This window comes from Sinorhizobium sp. BJ1, assembly GCF_002531555.1.
Classification (GTDB): Bacteria; Pseudomonadota; Alphaproteobacteria; order Rhizobiales; family Rhizobiaceae; genus Sinorhizobium; species Sinorhizobium fredii_B.
In genome coordinates this window covers 1-767 of record NZ_NWTH01000119.1, presented here as the reverse complement: position 1 = coordinate 767, position 767 = coordinate 1, and the positions used below count along the sequence as shown (strand labels likewise).

Below are 767 nucleotides of genomic sequence, written 5' to 3'. Positions count from 1 at the left end.
GTGTGAGAAATCAGGCACTCACGCCGGTCACGGCTTTCCACTGGGCCATGGCGCAGATCCGATGGATGTGGGCGGCCAGCGCTGAGCGTTTTTGATACGGAGCGGTGAAGAGATTTCGGACTGCCGAAAAGATCGAGATGAAACGTTTCAAGCCGCCGACCGATCGAAATCCCTGCATCATCCGTTCTCGTTTTCGCAACGGCACGTGAGAATTCTCCGCCCGATTGTTAAGCCCTTTGTGCGAGCGGTGTTCGACGCCTGGCATAACTTCCCGCTTTGCAGCAGCGTATGAACGCAGTTTGTCAGTGATGATGCGCTTCGGACGGAGGCCCTGCTTTTTCAGCAGTCTGATCAGCAATCGCTTGGCAGCCTTGGTATCGCGTCGGGTCTGGACGATCTCATCGAGAACGAAACCGTCTTGATCGACGGCGCGCCAAAGCCAATATTTTCGGCCGCCGATCGAAACCACGACCTCGTCCAAGTGCCAGATGTCTTGTCGCGAGGCCCTCTTTCGGTGCAACTGCTTTGCGTAAGCCGGGCCGAATTTGCGACCCCATCGCCGGATTGTTTCATACGAAACGACGATGCCACGCTCCAAAAGCATTTCCTCAACCAGCCGTAGGCTCAAAGGAAAGCGAAAATACAGCCAGACGGCATGGGCGATGATCTCCGGCGGAAAGCGGTGATTCTTGTAGCTGATAATGGGCTTGCTCATCTCAGGCCCATTATCCACGAAGCGTTAAGCCGCAGACAACGTGACATCGCCG

Annotated in this window: 1 pseudogene; it reads right to left on the bottom strand. The window is 55.7% G+C overall.

The features are described 5' to 3' along the window. Positions 1–10: 10 nt before the first annotated feature. Positions 11–762: pseudogene (locus tag CO676_RS34335) on the bottom strand (IS6 family transposase). Between the last annotated feature and the right edge of the window lie 5 nt (positions 763–767).